This window comes from Neobacillus sp. PS3-34 (assembly GCF_030915465.1).
Lineage (GTDB): Bacteria > Bacillota > Bacilli > Bacillales > Cytobacillaceae > Neobacillus_A.
Genome location: NZ_CP133267.1, coordinates 2,435,562 through 2,453,319, shown reverse-complemented (window position 1 = coordinate 2,453,319; position 17,758 = coordinate 2,435,562). Strand labels below are relative to the sequence as shown.

General features: G+C 44.2%; 11 protein-coding genes and 3 pseudogenes. 1 reads left to right on the top strand and 13 read right to left on the bottom strand.

The window, feature by feature from the left end; all coding sequences use genetic code 11:
• Nucleotides 1–135 precede the first annotated feature (135 nt).
• Together RCG23_RS12755 and RCG23_RS12750 are read right to left on the bottom strand one after the other, a co-directional pair.
• On the bottom strand, nucleotides 136–993 hold the full coding sequence (locus RCG23_RS12755) for a class II fructose-bisphosphate aldolase (RefSeq protein WP_308175993.1): 858 nt from the start codon (nucleotides 991–993) through the stop codon (nucleotides 136–138).
• A gap of 230 nt (nucleotides 994–1,223) precedes the next feature.
• Nucleotides 1,224–1,604, bottom strand: coding sequence for a response regulator (locus RCG23_RS12750; protein WP_308180050.1), 381 nt, complete (start codon nucleotides 1,602–1,604; stop codon nucleotides 1,224–1,226).
• Between the two features lie 207 nt (nucleotides 1,605–1,811).
• On the opposite strand from RCG23_RS12750, the gene RCG23_RS12745 reads away from it, so the two are divergent.
• Nucleotides 1,812–2,333 carry a DUF2529 domain-containing protein gene (locus RCG23_RS12745; RefSeq protein WP_308175992.1) on the top strand — a complete coding sequence of 174 codons (522 nt, stop codon included), beginning with the start codon at nucleotides 1,812–1,814 and terminating at the stop codon, nucleotides 2,331–2,333.
• Between the two features lie 182 nt (nucleotides 2,334–2,515).
• Here RCG23_RS12745 and RCG23_RS12740 read toward each other — a convergent pair whose 3' ends face one another.
• The 11 genes and pseudogenes from RCG23_RS12740 to RCG23_RS12690 all read right to left on the bottom strand — a co-directional run bounded on the left by RCG23_RS12740 (nucleotide 2,516) and on the right by RCG23_RS12690 (nucleotide 17,638).
• Nucleotides 2,516–2,704, bottom strand: coding sequence for a hypothetical protein (locus RCG23_RS12740; RefSeq protein ID WP_308175991.1), 189 nt, complete (start codon nucleotides 2,702–2,704; stop codon nucleotides 2,516–2,518).
• 77 nt (nucleotides 2,705–2,781) lie between these two features.
• On the bottom strand, nucleotides 2,782–4,377 hold the full coding sequence (locus RCG23_RS12735; protein ID WP_308179931.1) for a CTP synthase: 1,596 nt from the start codon (nucleotides 4,375–4,377) through the stop codon (nucleotides 2,782–2,784).
• Between the two features lie 356 nt (nucleotides 4,378–4,733).
• Complete coding sequence (gene rpoE, locus RCG23_RS12730) at nucleotides 4,734–5,306, bottom strand: DNA-directed RNA polymerase subunit delta (protein ID WP_308179930.1); 573 nt, start codon at nucleotides 5,304–5,306, stop codon at nucleotides 4,734–4,736.
• Between the two features lie 144 nt (nucleotides 5,307–5,450).
• On the bottom strand, nucleotides 5,451–5,645 hold the full coding sequence (locus RCG23_RS12725; RefSeq protein WP_308179929.1) for a hypothetical protein: 195 nt from the start codon (nucleotides 5,643–5,645) through the stop codon (nucleotides 5,451–5,453).
• A gap of 165 nt (nucleotides 5,646–5,810) precedes the next feature.
• Nucleotides 5,811–9,074, bottom strand: coding sequence for a fused isobutyryl-CoA mutase/GTPase IcmF (gene icmF, locus RCG23_RS12720; protein ID WP_308179928.1), 3,264 nt, complete (start codon nucleotides 9,072–9,074; stop codon nucleotides 5,811–5,813).
• 191 nt (nucleotides 9,075–9,265) lie between these two features.
• Nucleotides 9,266–9,882 (bottom strand): annotated as a pseudogene (locus tag RCG23_RS12715) (TetR/AcrR family transcriptional regulator).
• A 121-nt stretch (nucleotides 9,883–10,003) separates the two neighbouring features.
• Nucleotides 10,004–11,143, bottom strand: coding sequence for an acyl-CoA dehydrogenase (locus RCG23_RS12710; RefSeq protein ID WP_308179927.1), 1,140 nt, complete (start codon nucleotides 11,141–11,143; stop codon nucleotides 10,004–10,006).
• 91 nt (nucleotides 11,144–11,234) lie between these two features.
• Nucleotides 11,235–12,363, bottom strand: a pseudogene (locus RCG23_RS12705) (acyl-CoA dehydrogenase).
• Nucleotides 12,364–12,400: 37 nt separating this feature from the next.
• A complete protein-coding gene (locus RCG23_RS12700; RefSeq protein ID WP_308179926.1) occupies nucleotides 12,401–13,252 on the bottom strand; it encodes a 3-hydroxybutyryl-CoA dehydrogenase in 852 nt (283 codons plus the stop codon).
• 729 nt (nucleotides 13,253–13,981) lie between these two features.
• On the bottom strand, nucleotides 13,982–15,175 hold the full coding sequence (locus RCG23_RS12695) for an acetyl-CoA C-acetyltransferase (RefSeq protein ID WP_308179925.1): 1,194 nt from the start codon (nucleotides 15,173–15,175) through the stop codon (nucleotides 13,982–13,984).
• A gap of 367 nt (nucleotides 15,176–15,542) precedes the next feature.
• Nucleotides 15,543–17,638: pseudogene (locus tag RCG23_RS12690) on the bottom strand ((Fe-S)-binding protein).
• Nucleotides 17,639–17,758 lie beyond the last annotated feature (120 nt).

Sequence of the window (17,758 nt, the reverse complement as noted above, 5' to 3'; positions counted from 1 at the left end):
GAAACCGCCTCTTTCAAAAGGGGCGGTTTCGTGTTAAGTATTTTACTTCAAACACCGATGAACCCTTCTTCATCTTAATAGAAAAAGGAGGGATGCCCCATTGCCGGGAACACCACTTTTCAATTGATGTTGATATTAAGCTTTGCCTGCAGAACCGAATTCGCGCATTTTGCCGATTACCGTTTCTTTGATTGCATCGCGAGCAGGGCCTAAGTATTTACGTGGATCGTATTCATTAGGCTTGGCTGCTAATACTTCGCGAACAACTTTAGCAGATGCGATTTGGTTTTCAGTATTTACATTGATTTTAGCAGTACCAAGTGAAACTGATTTTTGGATGTCCTTTGTAGGGATTCCAGTTCCTCCGTGAAGAACTAAAGGCACACCTGTAGTCTTGCCGATTTCTTCCATTTCCTTGAATCCAAGGTTTGGTTCGCCTTTGTAAGGTCCGTGTACAGAGCCTAATGCTGGTGCAAGGCAATCGATGCCAGTGCGAGTAACAAGCTCTTCACATTCCTTTGGATCAGCGTAAATAACGCCTTCTGCAACAACGTCATCTTCCTGTCCGCCAACAGTTCCTAATTCCGCTTCAACAGAAACGCCTTTTGAATGTGCATATTCAACAACCTTTGAAGTTGTTTCAATGTTTTCTTCAAATGGGTGGTGTGATGCATCGATCATAACGGAAGTAAATCCAGCATCGATCGCTTCTTTACATTTATCAAAGCTTGATCCGTGGTCAAGATGGATCGCAACCGGTACAGTAACCTTATAATCTTCCATTAATCCTTCAACCATTTTAACAACAGTTTTAAAGCCACCCATATAGCGGGCTGCGCCTTCGGAAACACCAAGGATTACAGGTGATTTTTCTTCCTGTGCTGCTAAAAGAATTGCCTGAGTGAATTCCAGGTTATTTAAGTTGAATTGCCCAACAGCGTAGCTTTCTGCTTTCGCTTTTTTCAGCATCTCAGTCATTGAAACTAAAGGCATTTTTCTTCCTCCTTATTATAGGTCGGTATCTTTTCGGAACAGAGCTTCCACGTAAAGTTTTCCCTCTGTATGAAGGTTTATGTACATGACAAAAAGATAAACAACCTCTGCAAGTTCATTAGTATCATACCAAACTGAATGGAGAATTGCCATTAATCAAGACGAGTTTTATAAACTGTCAAAATGAAAGCGCACCCAACTAAACATTACCCTTTTTCCCTTTGACAAAACTAATTTTTGGTGGATTTTTCAGGCAAATTATTCCTTACGGCCGCACGAATATCATCAATATCAAATGGCTTCGCAAAGTGGGTTAACGCACCGAGGTCTTTTGCTTCCTGAATCATATCCAATTCTCCGTATGCCGTCATGATGATCACGCGGATATCCGGATCGAGGACTTTCATTCTTTTCAAAATTTCAATTCCATCCATTCCCGGAATTTTCATATCAAGCAAAACAAGGTCAGGGGCATGTTTTTTTACGATATCGAGTGCTTGCAGCCCGTTTGCTGCCTGAAAGGTTTTATAACCTTCCTTTTGAAACACTTCGTTAAGTAAAATTCTGATTCCAAACTGGTCATCAACGATCAAAACTTTTTCGTTCATTATTTTCGCCTCTCCCCATCTGATAAAATTATTTTTCACATTGGCCATTATCTATTTATATCCCATCCTAATACTTCTATTTCCGCACTCAAAACTCCTGCTTCCTTCTTCCTAGGTTTTTCGACATTTTTAGCACAGAGGGCTATAATAAAACAATACATGTTATGGCAGAAATCATACAATTTTCAATATGCTTATAGGAGGATCAGAATGTTAAAAATGTTTACGACCCAGCTGACGGGCTTATTTAAAAGGATCCAGGATAAAGGTGAGTTTTCATTTGAGGATGGAGCGAGACTGCTTGCCCAGGCACCTGCAGGAGATGGAATCCTCTATATTTATGGAAGCAGGGAAATGAAGGCTGTTTCATTTGAGGCAATTGAAGGTGAAGAAAAATTGGATTTTGTCCGAAGCTATGATGGTGCAGAAATTACTTCTGCCGACCGCGTACTGCTCTTTTCCCGTTTTTCAACGGATAAGGATGCAGTGACAGCAGCAGCAGAATTAAAGGACAAGGGCATTTTATTTACCGCGGTCTCATCCGTGGTTGATGCGGATGGCGGACCAAGCCTCGATAATCTGGCAGACGTCCATATTGACCTGGCGCTTACAAAGGGACTTCTTCCCGATGAAGAAGGCAACCGGTTTGGATTCCCCTCATCAATCGCCGCATTATTTGTCTATTTCGGATTAAAATTTACAATTGAAGAGATATTAGCTGAATATGAATAAAAAATGAGGGGCCAGATCCATGAAACATAGAGATCTGGCCTTTTTTCGGCTAGGTCTCTTTTCTTTAGGCTGTTTTCGTTTACTTTGTTGCTATTGCTATTTAAGGCGTAGTTAATTTCCACTCCATTATGCTCGCTTTCCGCTCCAATCAACTTCTTTTTCAACGATTTGCTTTTAAAAACCTATTTACAAAACAACAATCTTTTAGAAAACAGCCTTTCTTTAAGAGCAATCTCGCAGACTTCGCCGTTTTTCTCGCGGGTTTTCTGATTTTTCTCGCGCGATTCCGAAATTATTTCGCTCGCTTTTCTATTTTTCTCGCCTGTTTTTACAATAATCTCGCCTATTCCTTTCATTTTCTCGCGCGCCATCTTATGATCATCATCTTCTCCACGAACATATTAAAAAAACCAGCCCCGTTTTCAGGGACTGGTTCGTTACGATTATTTTATTTTTGCAATGTTGCTTTTACAAAATCACGGAACAGCGGCTGTGGACGGTTCGGACGCGAAATGAATTCCGGATGGAATTGTGAAGCGACAAACCAAGGATGGTCCTGTAGCTCGATGATTTCAATCAAACGTCCATCAGGGCTTGTTCCAGAGAAGATGAAGCCTGCCTCTTCCATTGCCTGGCGGTAGAAATTGTTAAATTCATAACGATGGCGGTGGCGCTCGTAAATAACCTTTTCTTCATATGCTTCGAAAGCCTTCGTTCCTTCAGTCAGCTTGCATGGATACAGCCCAAGGCGCAGCGTTCCGCCAAGATCTTCAACATCCTTCTGCTCTGGAAGCAGGTCAATTATCGGATTCTCAGTTTCAGGAACAAATTCCGCTGAATGTGCATCTTCCAATCCAAGTACATGGCGGGCAAATTCAACCGTTGCAAGCTGCATGCCTAGGCAGATGCCAAGGAAAGGCTTCTTATTTTCACGGGCAAATTTTGTGGCAGCAATTTTACCCTCAATACCACGGTCTCCAAAACCGCCTGGAACTAAAATTCCGTCTGCGTCGCTAAGAAGCTCTGCTGCATTTTCATTATTCACATCATCGGAATTAATCCAGTTGATTTCAATATCCGTATCGAAGGCATAGCCCGCATGGCGCAATGCTTCAACAACAGAGATATAAGCATCCTGAAGCTCTACGTATTTACCGACAAGCGCAATTTTTGTTTTGCCAGATAGATTGCGGACTTTATCAAGAAGGATATTCCAATCTGTCATGTCAGCTTCTTTTGTCACCAATTTCAGGTGGTCGCAGACGATTTGGTCCATGTTTTGCTCTTGAAGAGCCATTGGAACCGCATAAAGTGTGTCGGCATCTCGTGCTTCAATAACTGCTTTCGCGTCAATATCACAGAAAAGGGCAATTTTGTCCTTCATATCCTGGGATACCGGCATCTCTGTACGGACTACAATGATGTTTGGCTGAATGCCAAGACTACGCAATTCTTTTACACTGTGCTGGGTAGGCTTTGTTTTCATCTCACCCGCAACCTTAATGTAAGGAATTAGCGTACAGTGGATGTACATGACATTGTCGCGGCCAATATCGCTCTTGATTTGGCGGATCGCTTCAAGGAATGGAAGCGATTCGATATCGCCAACCGTACCGCCGATTTCTGTTATAACGACATCAGCGTTTGTTTCTTTACCTGCACGGAATACCTTGTCTTTGATTTCATTTGTAATATGAGGAATAACTTGTACAGTTCCTCCGTTATAATCTCCGCGGCGTTCTTTTCTAAGTACTGTTGAGTAGATTTTTCCTGTTGTTACACTGCTGTACTTTGTCAGGTTGATATCAACAAATCGCTCATAGTGCCCCAAATCCAAGTCTGTCTCTGCTCCGTCACCCGTTACGAACACTTCACCGTGCTGGTAAGGGCTCATGGTTCCTGGATCCACGTTGATATATGGATCGAATTTTTGAATCGTCACATTCAAGCCTCTATTTTTCAATAAACGTCCTAAAGAGGCAGCTGTGATTCCTTTTCCTAATGACGATACAACACCGCCGGTTACAAAAATATACTTTGTCATTAATAATTCCCCCTCATATTACAGTTTGTACATCTCTAGATTGTTTTAAAAATTTTCCCATGGCGAGTTCTGCAAAAAAATTATAAGTACAGGGGAAGCGGCATGGACATGCGACCGCATGTGTTTGAATTCCACACATTTCATGCCCCAAATCTAAAGAAAACTCGGCGATTGACGAGCCGTAGTTGAACTTATGCACTACTAGAATTTATGGAAATAAATTCTAATAGCAAAAAATAAAAAAGCACTCCGCCTACACGTGGTAAGGGAGCGCTTATTAGCTAATGTTGAATCGTTCCTTTTTTAAGGAGCCCAAAAAGTATTCTACAAGCGGGATGATAAAAAGTCAAGCCGATTTACAGCTCTTCCTCTTCATCAAATTCCTCTTCTTCTTCGTCCTCTTCTTCGTCATCTACAAGGGCGAACTCATCATCCTCGATAATTTCTTCATCTTCATCAAGATCATCTACGTCCTCGACATCATCAACATCATCGACTTCATCGATATCATCGAAAGCATCATCTTCGTCGTCTTCGTCGAGGAGATCATCGTCATCGTCGGAATAGTCTTCGTATTCAAGATCCTCATCTAAATCGTAATCATCATCGACAGCCTTTTTCGCCTTTTTCTTCTTCGGCTTTGTGGCTGGAACCATTTCTTCTTCATATTGCTCAACCGGATACCACACACGAAGTCCCCAGCTATTATTTTCACCTAGTGCAAGAAAACGGCCATCTATGTTTAAGTCTGTATAAAATTGTGCAATTTTTGCCTTTACTTCTTTTTCTGAAAGCCCTATTGCTTTAGCAATTTCATTCATCATTTCAGTGAAAGCAATTGGCTGCTTTCTATCTAGTAATGATTGATAAGCCATTTCAATGAAAGATAACTCTTTCAATTCCTCTTTTGAGTATTGTTTTAAACTCAATTCGGCACTTCCTTTCTATTTGCCACTCTTAAATAGAATGATTAACGGTCAAATGGAGGGAGTCCTCCAAAATACATATTCTTCATTATAAACAAATTCTTCCCGTTTATGCTAGCTCTATCTGCAGTTTTGCCCGATTTTTTCCTATTTCCTGCGCTTGGTCGTGTCCAAATCTTGAATACCGCGTTCTCTTTTATACTTTTTCAACTCTTTAACAGATATTACTGTAAAGAAAATTGCCAGCAATAAAAAAGAAACCGCGCCCAACTGAAGCTGGTATAGATAGTAAAGAGGCCAGGCAAATATGATTAATATAAGGAAAATATAGATTGTTTTCATAGTATTCTCACCCTGACAGAAACACTAGTTTATTATGTAATAGTATCTTACCCCTTTTGAGTATATAGGAAAAGCTTTAACTTCATACCTCATGAATATTTATTTTTACAAAAAACAGCAAATGGCTTAGAGCTGCCGCTTTAAGCCATTTTGCTATATCCTTTTTTACATATTCCGGCGGTACTGTCCGCCAACCTCGTAAAGAGCATGTGTAATCTGACCAAGGCTTGCCACTTTTACTGTTTCCATTAACTCGGCAAAAATATTTCCGCCATTGACGGCTGTTTCTTTCAATCTTGCCAGCGCAGCAGCAGATCCATCCTGGTTTCTACTTTGGAATTCACGCAAATGAGAGATTTGCAATTCTTTTTCCTCAGTAGTCGCTCTTGCAAGCTCCATATTATCCATCGCTTCCTCAGAAGGAGGATTCGGATTCAAATACGTATTCACACCGATAATCGGCAGTTCACCCGAGTGCTTCTTCATTTCATAATACATCGATTCATCTTGAATCTTGCCACGCTGATACTGCGTTTCCATTGCTCCAAGAACTCCGCCACGGTCATTCAACCGTTCGAATTCCTGCAGTACCGCTTCTTCCACAAGGTCAGTCAATTCATCAATGATAAAGGCACCTTGAAGTGGATTTTCATTTTTCGTCAGGCCATGTTCTTTTGTGATAATCATTTGAATTGCCATTGCCCTGCGAACTGATTCTTCCGTCGGAGTCGTAATTGCTTCATCATATGCATTCGTATGGAGTGAATTACAGTTATCCTGCAGCGCCATCAATGCCTGAAGAGTAGTCCTGATATCGTTAAAGTCGATTTCCTGGGCATGCAGTGAACGGCCTGATGTCTGGATATGATACTTTAACTTCTGGCTTCTCTCGTTCGCACTGTATTTATCACGCATGACCGTTGCCCAGATGCGGCGTGCTACCCGGCCAATGACTGTATATTCCGGATCCAGTCCATTTGAGAAAAAGAAGCTTAGGTTCGGTGCAAAATCATCGATCTTCATGCCGCGGCTTAAATAATACTCCACATATGTGAAGCCATTTGCGAGTGTGAACGCAAGCTGTGAAATCGGGTTTGCCCCTGCTTCCGCGATATGGTAGCCGGAAATGGAGACAGAATAATAATTGCGCACCTGCTGATCAATGAAATACTGCTGAATATCACCCATCATCCGCAATGCAAATTCAGTAGAGAAGATGCATGTGTTTTGCCCCTGGTCTTCCTTCAGGATATCAGCCTGAACGGTACCACGGACCGTTTTTAACGTATATGCCATCACTTCAGAAAATTCCTGTTCAGTCAGTGTTCTGCCAAGCTCCACTTCTTTCCTTTGAACCTGCTGCTCAATCGCAGTATTCATGAACATCGCCAAAATGATAGGCGCCGGACCGTTGATCGTCATTGATACTGATGTGGATGGATGGCATAAATCAAAGCCGTCATACAGCTTTTTCATATCATCAAGTGAGCAGACGCTTACGCCGCTTTCGCCAACCTTCCCATAAATGTCAGGGCGGTAATCTGGATCCTCACCATACAATGTGACCGAGTCGAACGCAGTGCTCAGGCGCTTCGCCGTATCATCCTTTGATAGATAGTGAAAGCGGCGGTTTGTCCGGTCAGGTGTTCCCTCACCCGCAAACTGGCGCTTTGGATCCTCCCCTTCACGCTTAAACGGAAATACGCCTGCTGTATAAGGGAATGCTCCAGGTACATTTTCGCGGTAGACCCATCGCAAAATTTCTCCGTAATCTTTATACTTCGGCAGTGCCACCTTCGGAATATCGAGACCTGACAGACTTTTCGACTTAAGCACGGTGATGATTTCCTTATCACGGATACGTGTTACGAATTGGTCCTGTGAATAAGCTGCCTTTGTATTTCCCCATCCAGCGAGGATTTTTTGCGATTCAGGAGTTAATTGCGATTCTGTTTCCTCTTTAATCGCTTGTAGCGATGCTAAAATTTCACCGTTTGTTTCCCGCTCCTTAACTGCTTCGATCGCACCCTCCAGCTGGAAGAGCTTTCTTGCAACATTCGCCTGTTCCTCCGCTTTTAGATGATAACGGCGGACCGTTTCGGAAATTTCCCGCAAATAATAGCGGCGGTCATTTGGAATGATGACATTTTGCTTTTCAACTAATGCATTTTTTGAAAAAGATGTTGCCCATTCAGTTCCCGTTTTTTGATTAATTTTTTCAATTAAGGCAGCAAACAGGGCGTTTGTGCCAGGATCATTGAATTGGCTAGCGATGGTGCCATAAACAGGCATGTCATCAGCCTCTTTTTCAAACAGCATATGGCTGCGCTGGTACTGCTTTTGCACCTGGCGTTTCGCATCCTCGGAGCCTTTGCGTTCGAATTTGTTAATGACAATCAAATCGGCGAAATCGATCATATCGATTTTTTCCAATTGAGATGGAGCGCCGAATTCGCTCGTCATGACATATAAGGATATATCGCAGATTTCCGTAATTTCCGCATCTCCCTGTCCGATACCGCTTGTTTCAACAATGACAAGGTCGAAACCGGCAGCTTTGACAACAGAAACCGCATCCTTGATAGCCAGTGACAATTCACTTTTTGATCCTCTTGTCGCGAGGCTGCGCATATACACACGCGGGTTAAAAATGGCGTTCATACGGATGCGGTCCCCGAGCAGGGCACCGCCCGTTTTTTGCTTAGTAGGATCGACCGATAAAATAGCTACCCGCTTTTCCGGAAGCTCGTTAATAAAACGGCGGATCAATTCATCTGTAAGCGAGCTTTTTCCCGCTCCGCCTGTTCCCGTAATCCCGACGACAGGCACAGACTTAGTTAAAGACTTTACTTTTTCCATAACCTGTTCAACTGCAGCCGCACTTTCCCCCTTATGGTCAGCCTGCAGCTCGGCGACGGTAATCAGCTTGGCAACCGTATTGATATCGCCTGATTGTAATTTTTCCAGCTGTCCTGCATCCTCTGAAGACACTGTGGAAAAATCGCACTCCTCTATCATCCGGTTTATCATGCCCTGAAGGCCCATTGTCCTTCCGTCTTCCGGCGAAAAAATCCACGCAATCCCGTACTCATGAAGCTCTTTAATTTCTCGTGGAATGATAACGCCGCCACCGCCACCGTAAATGCGGATATGGTCAGCGCCCTTTTCCTTCAAAAGGTCATACATGTATTTAAAATACTCAACATCGCCGCCCTGATATGAGGAAATCGCTATCCCCTGCACATCCTCCTGCACAGCTGCATTAACCACCTCTTCAACTGAGCGGTTGTGGCCAAGGTGAATGACCTCCGCCCCGCTCGACTGAAGAATTCTCCTCATAATATTGATAGAGGCATCATGTCCGTCGAATAAGCTTGAAGCTGTCACAAACCGAATATGGTTTTTTGGCTTATAATTTTCCGTTATCATGTTTCTCCTCCTTACAGAAAAGCGTAAGTGTCTGGATCAGGCCGACAAGCATAAGACGATTCCTGCAGGAAATCCCGATTTCCGGAAGGAAACGGCTTATGACCTCGAGGTGGAGACACTGAAGCTAGACAAATAAATTAATTTGAAAGAACAATTTGTTTAATTTTGTGATCTTTACCCCTGTTTGAACCTCAATGGATTCCTTTAAAAAGCAGCTCCGTCTGCAGCTCAATATATTCATCAAGTGTATAGAGTTTTTGAAGTGCCCATCGCCGGAAGGCCACATTTGCCCCTGGACAACAATCGTATGGGCAATCATTTTGACTTGTTTTTCCGATAAATCGAGTTCTCCGTTTTCCACGCAGCGTGCAAGCAGCTTCTCAAACATGGAAACCATTTCGATTTCTTTTCCCAATACGTACGGGAGAGCATCCTTCGTAAGCGATTTTGCTTCCTGGTACAGGACAAGGATTTCATCCTGCATCTCATCTACAATCCTGAAATAATAGGCGATACCGAGCTTCAAACTGTTCAAGGTACCCCTGTTATGGTCGAGATCCTGCTGCAGCCGTTCCCGTACATGATCATAGAGGCTGTCGCAAACAAGATATAAAATGTCTTCCTTTGTCCTGATATACTCATAAAGCGTTCCGATACTGAAGCCGGATGCCTTTGCAATCTCTCTTGTCGTCGTCCGGTGAAAACCCTTTTGTTTAAAAAGTGTAATGGCTCCCTTTATCATTTGATCGCGCCTCTTAATGACAAGGCGCTCATCTTTAACAGAAGCCTGAACTTCCCGTTTTTTCATCACCATCACTTACCGCCTTTGCAACCTCCGTCATTAAGAAAAGCGATAGCGCCTGTTTATTGGACGCCAAGCTAGACATTGAGGCAAGTGGGGTTTTCCCCTTAAAAGAGGGGGAAACCGTTTATTTTGTTATCATCCTTGAAATAACAAGTCGCTGGATTTCCTGTGTTCCTTCATAAATTTGCGTGATTTTCGCATCGCGCATAAATCTTTCAACCGGATAATCCTTTGTATAGCCATAGCCGCCGAAAACCTGGACAGCTTCTGTCGTTACCTTCATTGCTGTGTCGCCAGCAAATAATTTTGACATCGCCGATTCTTTTCCGTATGGAAGGCCTTCGGATTCGAGCCATGCTGCCTGGTAGGTTAATAGCCTTGCCGCTTCAACACCTGTTGCCATATCGGCAAGCTTAAAGCTGATTCCCTGCTGTGCTGCGATTGGCTTGCCAAACTGTACGCGCTCCTTCGCATAACCAACAGCAGCATCCAAAGCTCCCTGCGCAATTCCGACTGCCTGGGCAGCGATTCCGTTGCGGCCGCCATCGAGTGTCATCATTGCGATCTTGAAGCCTTCCCCTTCAGCGCCAAGCATGTTTTCCTTCGGTACACGACAGTTCTCAAAAATGATTTCCGTTGTCGGTGACGAACGAATGCCGAGTTTCTTTTCCTTTTTGCCTACTGAGAAGCCTGGGAAATCAGATTCGATAATGAATGCTGTTGTCCCTTTTTGCTTGCTTGTAGGATCTGTTAAAGCAAAAACGACGTAAATATCAGCAATTCCACCGTTTGTAATAAAAATCTTTGAACCATTTAAAACATAATGGTCTCCGTCAAGGCGCGCAGTCGTTCTCATTCCTCCTGCATCTGATCCGCTTCCTGGCTCTGTTAAGCCGTATGCGCCAATTTTCTTTCCTTCCGCCATTGGGCGCAAATATTTTTGCTTTTGTTCTTCCGACCCAAACTTAAATATTGGCCAGCCTGCAAGTGATGTATGGGCTGAAAGGGTTACGCCTGTTGATGCACAAACTCTGGACAGCTCTTCAACAGCGATGCAATAAGCCAAATAGTCGCTGCCGATTCCGCCGTATTCCTCAGGCCATGGAATGCCTGTCAATCCAAGCTCAGCCATTTTGTCGAAAATTTCACGGTCGAACCGTTCCTCTTCATCCCGTTCTGCAGCAGATGGCGCCACTTCATTTTTCGCAAAGTCGCGGACCATTTTTCGAATCATTTCATGTTCTTCAGAAAGTGTAAATTTCACTGTGATTTCCCCCTTAAGTTACATAGCTATCTTATTTCGAAGCTACAGGCCCGGTTGCTTTAGTGCGTCACTAGCCTATTATGAATAAAATTTACAGCTGTTTGCCGATGACAATCCTTTGGATTTCGCTTGTGCCTTCGTAAATCTCCGTTATTTTTGCATCGCGGAAATATCGTTCAACCGGATAATCTTCTGTGTATCCATAGCCGCCGAAAATCTGGATCGCATCAGTTGTTACTTCGACAGCCGTTTTTGATGCAAACAGTTTTGCCATCGAAGCTTCTTTTCCGCATTTCACTCCATTTTGCCTTAGATCGGCAGCATGGTAGATTAATAGTTTCGCGGCTTCAACACTTGTTGCCATATCTGCCAGCTTAAAGCCGACGCCCTGTTGGGCAGCGATTGGCTTTCCAAACTGGTGGCGCTCCTTTGCGTAGGCAGTGGCGGCTTCGAGAGCGGCTTCTGCTATGCCGAGTGCCTGTGCCCCGATGCCGATCCGCCACTTCCAGGTTTGCCAACGCAATTTTAAATCCCTCTCCTTCAGCGCCAAGAAGCTTTTCAGCAGGGATTTTCATATCCTCAAATGTAAGCTGAACCGTCCTTGAACCATGAAGGCCCATCTTTTTCTCATCCTTGCCAATAACAAAACCAGGAGTATTTTTTTCAACAATAAACGCAGAAACGCCCCTGCTTCCCGCTTCCGGATTTGTTGATGCAAACACAATATACACATCGGCTTCACCGCCGTTGGTGATGAAAACCTTTGAGCCGTTTATAATGTATTCTCCATCTTTTTTTACCGCTCTCGTTTTCAGATTGCCTGCGTCTGAACCCGCGCTTGGCTCCGTTAAGCAAAATGCCCCAAGATATTCTCCTGCTGCAAGCTTAGGTATATACTTCTGTTTTTGCTCTTCTGTCCCAAAATAAAGAATGGGATTCGTCCCGACCGATGTATGGACGGACAGTATGACACCAACTGTCGCACTTACTTTTGAGATTTCATTGATTGCAATAATATAGGATACAAAATCCATCTCGGCACCGCCGTACTTTTCAGGGATTGGAATTCCCATCAGCCCTAGCTCGCCCATTTTCCTTATAATTTCATGAGGAAATTCGCCCTGCTCCATTTTTTCAACAAACGGTGCAATCTCGCTGTTTGCAAAGTCGCGGACCATTTTCCGCATCATTTCCTGTTCATCTGTAAATCTTAAATCCATGTTCATCCCCCCTGGGATTTAGCTTTTCTTGATTGACTTATTCGTACTGGTAAAAACCGCGTCCTGACTTTTTACCGAGCCAGCCAGCTTTGACATATTTGCGAAGAAGAGGGCATGGACGGTATTTATCGTCGCCAAATCCTTCGTGCAGCGTCTCCATAATGTACAGACAAGTATCAAGCCCGATAAAATCAGCTAGTGTTAAAGGTCCCATTGGATGGTTCATGCCCAGCTTCATGACCTCATCGATTGCTTCCTTCGTTGCGACGCCTTCATACAGGGTATAAATCGCTTCGTTGATCATTGGCATAAGGATTCGGTTTGACACAAAGCCAGGGAAATCGTTCACTTCAACCGGCACCTTGCTCAGTGATTTCGTCATATCTTCAATAGCACGATACACTTCATCTGAAGTCGCCAGGCCACGGATGATTTCTACCAGTTTCATGACAGGAACCGGATTCATAAAGTGCATTCCGATAACCTTTTCAGGCCTTTTCGTTGCTGCAGCAATTTCTGTAATTGGCAATGAGGATGTATTGCTTGCCAATATGGCATTTGCCGGTGCAATATTATCCAATTGTGAAAAGATCTTTGTTTTGATGTCCATATTCTCGACTGCCGCTTCAATGATGAGATCCACTCCGCCAGCATCATTTAAATCAGTGGAAGGTGTAAGGCGTGCTGTTATTTCCTGCTTCTGCTCTTCTGTCATCCTGCCTTTTTCAACCTGCCTGGACAGATTCTTATTGATAACGCCAAGGCCACGTTCGATAAAATCTGCTTTTAAATCATTAAGCAGAACCTGATAGCCGGCCATTGCACAAACCTGCGCAATCCCGGAGCCCATTGGCGCCGCGCCAATTACCATTACTTTTTCGATGTTCATTTCTTCCCCTCCACTATTTTCATTCGACACTTGGTGACTGCCCACTGTTAAGTCCAATAGAACCCTCTTATTAGACATTTCGGCTGCTCACTGGCCTTGTTTTGTCCAATAGAACCCTCTTATTAGACATTTTGACTGATCACTGGCCTTGTTTTGTCCAATAGAGCCCTTTTATTAGACATTTGTGCTGCTCCCAGCCCTTGTTTTGTCCAATAGAACCCTCTTATTAGACATTTCGGCTGCTCACTGGCCTTGTTTTGTCCAATAGAACCCTCTTATTAGACATTTTGACAGCTCACTGGCCCTGTTTTGTCCAATAGAGCCCTCTTATTAGACATTTTGACTGCTCACTGGCCTTGTTTTGTCCAATAGAGCCCTCTTATTAGACATTTTGACTGCTCATTGGCCTTGTTTTGTCTAATAGAACCCTCTTATTAGACATTTTGACTGCTTACTGGCCTTGTTTTGTCCAATAGAACCCTCTTATTAGACATTTGTGATGCTCCCAGTCCTTGTTTTGTCCAATAGAACTCTCTTATTAGACATTTTGACTGATCACTGGCCTTGTTTTGTCCAATAGAGCCCCTTTATTAGACATTTGTGCTGCTCCCAGCCCTTGTTTTGTCTAATAGAACCCTCTTATTAGACATTTTGACTGATCACTGGCCTTGTTTTGTCCAATAGAACCCTCTTATTAGACATTTTGACTGCTCCCAGCCCTTGTTTTGTCTAATTAGTATCTTTTTTTACTTCAATCATAATGGCATCGCCCTGGCCTCCGCCGCTGCAGATGGCTGCAATGCCGATTCCGCCGCCACGGCGCTTTAGTTCGTGCATTAACGTAATAATAATCCGGGCACCGCTTGCGCCAATCGGATGTCCAAGGGCCACTGCACCACCGTTCACATTTACCTTTTCCGGATCAAGATTGGCAATTTTCCCGCTTGCCAGCGCTACGGCTGAGAATGCTTCGTTGATTTCAAACAGATCGATTTCTTCAAGTGACTTTCCTGACTTTTTCAGCAGCTCATTAATGACGAGACCTGGTGTTTTTGGAAAATCCTTTGCATCAACAGCTACTGCTGCATGTGCTAAAATAACGGCTTCCGCCTTTTTGCCTTCCTTTTCTGCACGTTCCTCGCTCATCAATACAAGTGCGGCAGCTCCATCGTTGACACCAGGTGCATTTCCGGCTGTTATCGTACCGCCAGCATCGAAAACCGATCCAAGCTTAGACAGCTTTTCCAGAGAAGTATCCTTTCTTGGCGATTCATCATGCTGGACAACAATCGGGTCACCCTTGCGCTGCGGGACTGATACCGGAACAATTTCCTCGGCCAATTTTCCGCCTTCAATCGCAGCAATCGCCCGCTCATGGCTGCGGAACGCCCATTGATCCTGCTCCTCACGGCTTAATTCCATCTCTTTTGCGGTTGAGTTTCCATACGTGCCCATATGCACACCAGTAAAGCAGCAGCTTAGTCCGTCGTGTGTCATCAAATCCTTAACAGATGAGTCGCCCATCCTAAGCCCCCATCTTGCTTTTGGCAAAATGTAGGGTGCATTGCTCATTGATTCCATTCCGCCCGCAACAATGACTTCCTCATCTCCTGCGCGGATGATTTGGTCAGCAAGCGTCACGCTGCGCATGCCTGATGCACAAACTTTATTAATCGTTTCAGTTTTTACATTCCATGGAAGCCCTGCATGCCTTGAAGCCTGACGGGATGGAATTTGTCCCTGTCCTCCCTGCAATACCGATCCGAGGATTACTTCCTCAACTTCTTCAGGCTGGACGTTAGCCCGGTTCAGTGCTTCCTTGACAGCGAATCCGCCTAGCTCAGAGGCTGTAAAGCTGCTTAAAGCCCCTCCGAATTTCCCAAATGGTGTCCGTACCCCGCTTAAAATGACCGTTCTACCCATTCCAACCCTCTCCTTTGTCTCTATTCTTAATAATCAGTATATTTTCTTGTTGACTGAACGCTCGCTCGAAATCTAGTAAAAAGTAAAATTAAATGGAACGAATATCCAGACAAATAAAATTGTAAGCGTTTTATTTATTTTACAATAAAAATAGCAGGAACCGAAATATTTTACACAAAATTCCTAACATTTTATGAATTTGCGCAATGTTCAGTCCCTGCTATTTGGTCTTTTTTCTAATTAGTACCGGTGTCTAGCTCCAGCGCCTAGCCCCGCGGGGTCATAAGCTAAATCACTCCAGAAATCAGGATTTCCTGCGTGATTCGTCTTATGCCTGTCGGGGCTGACCAAGGCGCTTCCGCTTTTCTTATTGCTTAGAATCTCCGCAAACGGCTTTTTCAAGCAGCTCGGCAACATCGTATGTGCTTATGGTTTCTTCCACTTCTTTGGCCTTTGTTCCATCAGACAGCATTGTTAAGCAGTATGGGCAGCCAGAGCTGATGACGGATGGATTGACGGCAAGCGCCTGCTCGGTTCTGGCAACGTTGATGCGGTGGCCTGTATCTTCCTCCATCCACATTAAGCCGCCGCCGGCGCCGCAGCACATGCCGGTCTCCCTGTTTCTTTCCATTTCTACGAGCTTCACGCCTGGAATCGACTTTAGGATTTCCCTTGGCGGATCGTATACATCATTGTAGCGGCCTAAGTAACATGAGTCATGGAACGTAATCGTTTCATTCACTTCATATTTAGGAACGAGTTTCCCCTCGCTTACAAGCTTTGCGAGCAGCTCGGTATGGTGGTACACCTCTGCTTCAAAACCGAAGTCAGGGTATTCATTTTTGAAAATATTATAAGCATGTGGATCAATTGTAACGATTTTCTTAATTTCATTTTTCTCGAATTCTTCGATATTCTTTGTAGCAAGTTCCTGGAATAAAAATTCATTTCCAAGGCGGCGCGGTGTATCTCCTGAATTCTTTTCCTTATTGCCGAGTATCGCGAATTTTACGCCTGCTTCGTTTAGAAGCTTCGCAAATGACAGGGCGATCTTTTGGCTACGGTTATCGTAAGAGCCCATTGATCCCACCCAGAATAGGTATTCGAATTCTTCGCCTGCTTTACTTACCTCTTTTACGGTTGGAATATGGACATCCTCACGTGCTTCACGCCAGTCTTCACGCTCTTTCCGATTTAATCCCCAAGGATTGCCCTGGCGCTCGATATTGGTCATCGCGCGCTGCGCATCCGGGTTCACCTTTCCTTCTGTTAAAACAAGATAGCGGCGCAGGTCGATAATTTTATCAACATGTTCATTCATTACAGGGCACTGATCCTCACAGTTTCGGCAAGTCGTACACGCCCAAAGCTCTTCTTCTGTGATAACATCGCCGATCAGGCTTGGATTGTAGGCAAGTGATGCTGCTGCCTCTTCTGCTCCTTCGCCGTTCCGGCTAATGCAAGCTGATTGCCTTTTGTATTTGAAAAAGCAAAGGTCGGAACCCAAGGCTGCTTTGATGTAACTGCCGCCCCGTAGTTGGTTAGGTGATCACGAAGCTTGACGATGATATCCATCGGTGAAAGCATTTTACCCGTTCCTGTCGCCGGACACATATTCGTACAGCGCCCGCATTCCACACAGGCGTAGAAATCGATCATTTGCAGCTGATTGAAATCTTCAATTTTACCGACTCCGAAGGATTCCTGTGATTCATCCTCAAAGTCGACCTTTTTCAGTCTGCCCGGCTTTCCAAGTCGGCTGAAATAAACATTGGCCCTGCAATCAAGTGCGCGTGCTTGGACTGCGGTACATAGACAAGGAATGTTAAAAGGAATAATAAGTGCATCCACCATGCAATATAGAAAATGGTGATAACAGCTGTTTTGCCTGCCCAGGAAAGGGCCATGCTGATGACAGACGCAACAGGCTCAGACCAAGATGGATCTTCACCATGCCAGATAATGCCCATGCCGTTTCCGATAAGGACGGAAAGCATAAGGCCGCCGATAAACAGCAGGACAAGCCCTGACTTGAAATTACGCTTTAAACGGACAAGCTTTTCAATATAGCGGCGGTAAAAAGCCCAAACAACCGCTACTAAAATAACAAGCGTGACGATTTCCTGAAAAAATGTAAACGCAGGATACAGTGGCGAAGCGGCAGATGTGAACCTGGTTTAAGCCCCTTCCAGATAAAATCGATCGCGCCAAACTGAACGAGGATAAATCCATAAAAGAACATGACATGGATGGCCCCGCTCTTTTTATCCTTTAAAAGCTTTTTTGGCCAAATACGTTAACCCAGATTTTCTGAAGCCTCGCTTTTACATTGTTGTCATACTCGGCTTTGCGGCCAAGTTTGATATATTCGATTCTCGTTTTTACCACATAAACGAACAAACTGAGTGCGTAAGCGGTTACAATTAAAAACGCAATCAGGTTAACCCATAAAAGTCCCTTCATCTAAAACGCCCCTTCCCCAAGTTTCTTTTGTTTTCTCCATTCCCTTTTTGCTTGCTGGCTTGCATGCCTGATTATTTCTACTACCCGCCAGGCATAGTCCAGAAACTGGCTTTTAAGAGA

Bases quoted from the DNA above. Each gene is read 5' to 3' on its own strand.
- RCG23_RS12755 (WP_308175993.1), bottom strand. From the start codon at position 993: ATGCCTTTAGTTTCAATGACTGAGATGCTGAAAAAAGCGAAAGCAGAA.
- RCG23_RS12695 (WP_308179925.1), bottom strand. From the start codon at position 15,175: ATGGGTAGAACGGTCATTTTAAGCGGGGTACGGACACCATTTGGGAAA.
- RCG23_RS12700 (WP_308179926.1), bottom strand. From the start codon at position 13,252: ATGAACATCGAAAAAGTAATGGTAATTGGCGCGGCGCCAATGGGCTCC.
- RCG23_RS12740 (WP_308175991.1), bottom strand. From the start codon at position 2,704: ATGGCGCGCGAGAAAATGAAAGGAATAGGCGAGATTATTGTAAAAACA.
- icmF (WP_308179928.1), bottom strand. From the start codon at position 9,074: ATGATAACGGAAAATTATAAGCCAAAAAACCATATTCGGTTTGTGACA.
- RCG23_RS12735 (WP_308179931.1), bottom strand. From the start codon at position 4,377: ATGACAAAGTATATTTTTGTAACCGGCGGTGTTGTATCGTCATTAGGA.
- RCG23_RS12745 (WP_308175992.1), top strand. From the start codon at position 1,812: ATGTTAAAAATGTTTACGACCCAGCTGACGGGCTTATTTAAAAGGATC.
- RCG23_RS12725 (WP_308179929.1), bottom strand. From the start codon at position 5,645: ATGAAAACAATCTATATTTTCCTTATATTAATCATATTTGCCTGGCCT.